This window comes from Corynebacterium hylobatis (assembly GCF_003955685.1).
Taxonomy (GTDB): Bacteria; Actinomycetota; Actinomycetes; order Mycobacteriales; family Mycobacteriaceae; genus Corynebacterium; species Corynebacterium hylobatis.
In genome coordinates this window covers 1-5,416 of sequence record NZ_RXHJ01000036.1, presented here as the reverse complement: position 1 = coordinate 5,416, position 5,416 = coordinate 1, and the positions used below count along the sequence as shown (strand labels likewise).

The following is a 5,416-nucleotide window of genomic DNA, read 5'->3' as shown; positions in this document are numbered from 1 at the left end:
ACCCTTTCTCATCGGAAAGTGTTGCAACGACCCTTTGGACTCAAGATGGTGACGCAGAAAGCCCCCACCGGGGTGGTGTGGTGGGGGCTGGTGTGTGACTCTGCGACCGCCTACGGGGTCGGCATGAGGACACCGTCAATGACGTGGATGACGCCGTTGGAGGCCTCGATGTCGGTGTCGATGACATTGATGGTGTTGCCGGCCACGTCGGTCAGGGAGACGTTTTCCCCGTCCACGTTCACGGTCAGGCTGGCGCCCTGGACGGTTTCGACGGTCTGGCCGTCGAGTTCCACGACGTCGGCGGCGAAGACCTCGGACGGGACGACGTGGTAGGTCAGGATCTCGGTCAGATCGCCGGAAGGATCTGCCAGGAGGGTGTCGAGGGTGCCCTCCGGCAGGGCGGCGAAGGCCTCGTCGGTGGGGGCGAATACGGTGAACGGCCCGTCGCCCTTGAGGGTCTCGACCAGGTCCGCCTCCTGGAGGGCAGTGGTGAGGGTGGTGAACTGACCCGCCGCCACGGCGGTATCGACGATGTCCTCGCCCTCTGCTGCCGCAGTGGTTGTCGTGGTCTCTTCGGTCGCGGTTTCGGAGGTGGTGACTTCGGTGGTGGTCTCCGCGGTTGTCCCCGCCGTCGTGTCGTTGTCCTCGGAGGCGCAGGCGCCCAGGAAGAGTGCCATGCTGAGGGCACCGGTGGCGGCAATTACTCGTTTCATGATGAAGCCTTTCAGTAGTGGATAATGTTTACGCTAGGTTAATATCTAGGCGTTCGCAATAGAAACGGGAAAATTATTCTGCTTCGGCATGGCCATGGGGGTGCTGACATTCGGGGAAGGGGCTGGAGGCACTCGTGGGGTGGGGGTGATTCCCCGAAATATAGAAAACTGCGAGTCGCATGTATTACACTTCTGGATAATATAACTATCTGAAGGGGTAAATAATGAGGAAATTCCTCGCCGGCCTCGGGGCCGCGGCACTTCTCGCCACCCTGGCCGCTCCGGCGTCCCAGGCCCAGGACATCTTCGATGGCGGGCGAGTCGGAGGCGGTTCCTCCCAGCTCATCTCCACCGGCTCATCCATCCCCGGTAATGAGCTGCCTGAGGTGGGATTCAAGGTCGACCTCAATGAATACGCCGGCAAGTGGTACCAGGTCGCTGCCCTGCCGCAGCCCTACTCCCTGCAGTGCGCCAGTGACACCACCGCTGAATATGCGGCGCTCGATGATTCCACCGTCTCCGTCCGCAACTCCTGCGGGACCTTCTTCGGTCCCTCTGTCATCGAAGGGACCGCTTCGGTGCGCTCCGACGCCTCCCTGCGGGTGAACTTTCCCGACGTGCCCTTCCAGGATCCGGACGGCCCCACCAACTACCGGGTCACCTACCTGGACGAGGGGTACTCGTTAGCCATTGTCGGTGACCCCAACCGCAATTCAGGCTTCGTGCTCTCCCGCACGCCCAACCTGAGTGCCGGGCGGTGGTCGGAGGTGCGTTCCATCGTGGAGTCCCGCGGCTGGTGGTCCTGCTCCTTCCTCACCGTGCCCATGGCGGAGGGACGCAAGGACGTCGCGCCGCTCTGCGCTCTCTAGGACAACGGAAACGGCCACCTGCTCCGGCAGGTGGCCGTTTTTCAGTTCCCCTCTGTCCAGTCGACATCGTCCAGGGCCAACTCCCGCGCCATGTCCTCCAGGAAGTTGATCACCACCTGACGTTCCTCGCGGCTGAGCCGGGCGGCGGCCTGGAAACGCTTGGCGTGTTTCCTGCCCACGGTCTCCATGGCGGAGGCGCGGGTCTCCTGGGTCACCTCGATGGAGAAGGCCCGACGGTCCACCGGGTGGACCTGGCGGATGATGTGACTGCCTTTCTCCAGGCGGTTGAGTAGCTTGGTGATGGATGCGGGGGACATCTCCAGGTGGGTGCCGAGCATTCCTGGAGTGACTACCTCGGCCCGGTGATTGGCGACGATGAGGAAATGGAGGGCACGCATGTCCTGCGTGCTCAGCTTCATGTATTTCTCGGAGGCATCGGCGAGCGCCTTCTCTTTCTCGCGCAGCCCTGACAGGGCGTTCATCAACCGGGTGATCTGGTGGACGTCCTCCGGATCCAGGGCAGAGCGGTCAACCAGCTCGCTGCGGGGATCACTGGAGTTGACATCATAGAGGCTGCCTGAGATGCCCTTGATGTCAGATGCATTTCGCGGATCCGTCATGTGTGGATGCTAGCCTCTCACCTCGAATTTACAGATAAATTATCCCATAGTTAATTATGGGTGTAAAGATAATATAACTATTCCCGTAGAGCACTGCCCCGCCAGCGGAAATATCCCCTGGCAGAACACGGGAGGCGTGGGCATACTGGGCTGTGTAGCGGACCCAACATATCTACACGCGACCCAGGCAGGAGACTCCACCACATGACTGAGCAGAACTACGAGATCAGGCACATCGAGGGCAGGAACCGTTTTGAGATCATTGTCGACGGTCGGGAGGCCGGCTATGCCTCCTACGTCCCCCGTGAAGGCAATGTCCTGGACTTCAACCACACCGTCGTCGACCAGGCCTTCCGCGGGAGGGGCCTGTCTGTCCCGCTGATCCGGGCGGCGCTCGACCATGCGCGCGAGGAAGGGGCGACCATCACCCCCTCGTGCTCCGCTGTGGCGCACTTCATCAAGAAGAACGAGGACTACCGGGACCTGTGTGAGGACCGGACGCTGTGACGTCGCAAAACAAGGTCAGGTCATGAAAAATGCCCCGGAAGAAAAATCTTCCGGGGCATTTTCGACCGTCAGATGCTGTAGTCGACCGGATCGTCGGCCGCATAGTAGTCGGGATCGACGAGCTTGATCCGCTCACTCTGCCGGCGGGGCCGGTTCTTCGCCGGGATACCGGTGGCGATGTGGTCGGCCGGAACGTCCTTGGTCACCACCGCGTTGGCGCCGATGGCGGAGCCGGCGCCAATTGTGATCGGGCCCAGCACCTTGGCACCTGCGCCGATGGTGACATTGTCCTCCAGCGTGGGGTGGCGCTTGGTCTGGGTGAGCACCTGACCGCCCAGGGTGACGCCGTGGTAGAGCATCACGCCGTCACCGATCTCCGTGGTCTCGCCGATGACAATGCCCATGCCGTGGTCGATGAAGAAGCGGCGACCGATCGTGGCACCGGGGTGGATCTCGATGCCGGTGAAGAAGCGGTTGAGCTGAGCGAGGATGCGGGCGGGGCCACGTAGCCCGCGCTTCCACAGCCAGTGCGACACCCGGTGCGCCCAGATTGCGTGGAGCCCAGAGTAGACGATGGCGTTCTCGACATCACCGCGAGCGGCGGGATCGTGTTCGCGCGCATTCTGGAGGTCTTCGCGGATGGTCTTCGCGATTCTCAGCAACAGCATGGCCCAGAGTGTACCCAGTCCTAGTCGCGGATGTCCTCGTAGAGGATGGTGGAGACGTAGCGCTCACCATAGTCGCAGACGACGGTGACGATGGTCTTGCCGGCGTTCTCCGGCTTCTTGGCCAGCTCCAGGGCGGCCCAGACGTTGCCGCCGGTGGAGATGCCGCCCAGGATGCCGTCCTTGACCGCCAGCTCGCGGGAGACTGCGATGGCGTCCTCGTTGGAGACGGTGATGACGTCGTCGAGAACCTTGCGGTCCAGGACCTCCGGGATGAAGTTGGCGCCGATGCCCTGAATCTTGTGCGGGCCGGCCTTGCCTGCGGACAGCAGCGGAGAGGCGGTCGGCTCAACGGCGTAGACCTGGGCCTCCGGCTTGCGCTCCTTGAGGACCTGGCCCACGCCGGAGACGGTGCCGCCGGTGCCGACGCCGGCGACGAAGATGTCGACCTTGCCGTCGGTGTCCTTCCAGATCTCCTCGGCGGTGGTCTCGCGGTGGATCCTGAGGTTGGCCGGGTTGGCGAACTGGGAGGCCAGGATGGCGTTCTCCTGCTCGGCGACGATCTCGTTGGCCTTGTCGACGGCACCCTGCATGCCGGCGGCGCCCGGGGTCAGGACAATCTCGGCACCGTAGGCGCGGAGCATGACGCGACGCTCGTTGGACATGGTCTCCGGCATGGTCAGGATGACCTTGTAGCCGCGGGCGGCACCGATCAGGGCCAGGGCGATGCCGGTGTTGCCGGAGGTGGCCTCGACGATGGTTCCGCCGGGCTTGAGGGAGCCGTCAGCCTCGGCGGCTTCGATGATCGCCTTGCCGATGCGGTCCTTGACGGAGTTCGCCGGGTTGAAGGACTCGACCTTCACCAGCACTTCGGCACTGAGGCCCTCGGTGATGCCATTCAGGCGGACCAGGGGGGTGTTCCCGATGGTGTCGAGAATATTGTCGTATACGGCCATGAGACTGTTTCTCCTTGGAATCGTGTGCGTTGCTGCGTGCTATCGTACACCACAGCACTAGACAGCCCGGTATGGGCAGTTTAGACCGGATGGTTTTGGTCGCCGAGCGGGGGTGTTGCCCGATGTGGACATATCACCCCCTGCAGGTGTACCACCACTTTGCTGTGGGTGGGACTGTGATCTGTGCAATCGAATTCCCCTTACCCCCGAAGTAGCGTTATAATGCCCATCTGAAGAAGATAGTTACCCCCGTTGATGTGTGCCTTGGGTGCACCTGACGGGTGTACCCGGAGGAGGACGATTCAGGATGGATTCGCAGAGAATCAAAGATGACGACGAGGCCGTCCGGGCGGCGCTCACGTCTCTGAAGACCGCGACCGGCATACCGGTCACCATGTATGCGACCCTGCTGCCGGACAATCGGCTGCAGGTCACCCAGTGGGTGGGGCTGCGCACTCCCGCGTTGCAGAACCTCATCATGGAGCCCGGCTCCGGCGTCGGCGGCCGCGTGGTCACCACACGCCGTCCCGTCGGCGTCTCCGATTACACGCGGGCCAACATCATCTCCCACGAGAATGACCGCGCCATCCAGGATGAGGGGCTCCACTCCATCGTGGCGGTGCCCGTGATCGTCAACCGGGAGATCCGCGGTGTCCTCTACGTGGGCGTGCATTCTCCCGTCCGCCTGGGCGACAAGGTGATCGAGGAGGTCACCATGACCGCCCGCACCCTGGAGCAGGACCTGGCGGTCAACTCCGCCCTCCGGCGGGCGGAGGGCGGCAAGGTCGGTGCCGCGAAATCGGGCCGCGTGATGAACGGCGCGGAGTGGGAGCAGGTCCGCTCCACCCATTCGAAGCTGCGCATGCTGGCCAACCGTGTTGAGGACGAGATGCTCCGCAAGGAGCTCGAGCAGCTGTGTGACCAGATGGTCTCACCCGTCCGCGTCAAGCAGTCCACCAAGCTCTCCGCCCGGGAGCTGGATGTCCTGTCGTGTGTCGCACTCGGACACACCAACGTCGAGGCCGCCGAGGAGATGGGCATCGGGGCGGAGACGGTGAAGTCCTACCTGCGTTCCGTGATGCGCAA

7 protein-coding genes are annotated in these 5,416 nt (G+C 63.1%); 3 read left to right on the top strand and 4 right to left on the bottom strand.

Annotation, left to right across the window (positions count from 1 at the left end; all coding sequences use genetic code 11):
• Nucleotides 1-110: 110 nt before the first annotated feature.
• Nucleotides 111-713 (bottom strand): fasciclin domain-containing protein, encoded by a 603-nt coding sequence (locus EAH68_RS14535; RefSeq protein ID WP_126122048.1) that lies wholly within the window; start codon nt 711-713, stop codon nt 111-113.
• A 224-nt stretch (nt 714-937) separates the two neighbouring features.
• Between EAH68_RS14535 and EAH68_RS14530 the strand changes: the two genes are divergently transcribed.
• Nucleotides 938-1,582: a lipocalin family protein gene (locus EAH68_RS14530; RefSeq protein WP_126122047.1), complete on the top strand. Its 645-nt coding sequence runs from the start codon at nt 938-940 to the stop codon at nt 1,580-1,582.
• A 41-nt stretch (nt 1,583-1,623) separates the two neighbouring features.
• On the opposite strand, the gene EAH68_RS14525 is transcribed toward EAH68_RS14530, so the two are convergent.
• Nucleotides 1,624-2,202 (bottom strand): MarR family winged helix-turn-helix transcriptional regulator, encoded by a 579-nt coding sequence (locus EAH68_RS14525; protein ID WP_126122046.1) that lies wholly within the window; start codon nt 2,200-2,202, stop codon nt 1,624-1,626.
• Between the two features lie 204 nt (nt 2,203-2,406).
• On the opposite strand from EAH68_RS14525, the gene EAH68_RS14520 reads away from it, so the two are divergent.
• The gene (locus tag EAH68_RS14520) at nt 2,407-2,709 is read left to right on the top strand and encodes a GNAT family N-acetyltransferase (protein ID WP_126122045.1); all 303 of its coding nucleotides are present in this window, start codon (nt 2,407-2,409) and stop codon (nt 2,707-2,709) included.
• A gap of 68 nt (nt 2,710-2,777) precedes the next feature.
• Here the strand turns inward: EAH68_RS14520 and epsC are convergent, their stop codons facing one another.
• Both epsC and cysK read right to left on the bottom strand, forming a co-directional pair.
• Entirely contained in the window at nt 2,778-3,377 is a 600-nt protein-coding gene (epsC, locus tag EAH68_RS14515; protein ID WP_126122044.1) for a serine O-acetyltransferase EpsC, read from the bottom strand.
• A 20-nt stretch (nt 3,378-3,397) separates the two neighbouring features.
• Nucleotides 3,398-4,330 (bottom strand): cysteine synthase A, encoded by a 933-nt coding sequence (gene cysK / locus EAH68_RS14510; protein ID WP_126122043.1) that lies wholly within the window; start codon nt 4,328-4,330, stop codon nt 3,398-3,400.
• Nucleotides 4,331-4,637: 307 nt separating this feature from the next.
• On the opposite strand from cysK, the gene ramA reads away from it, so the two are divergent.
• On the top strand, nt 4,638-5,416 hold a 779-nt coding region (gene ramA, locus EAH68_RS14505), incomplete at its 3' end, for an acetate metabolism transcriptional regulator RamA (RefSeq protein WP_126122042.1).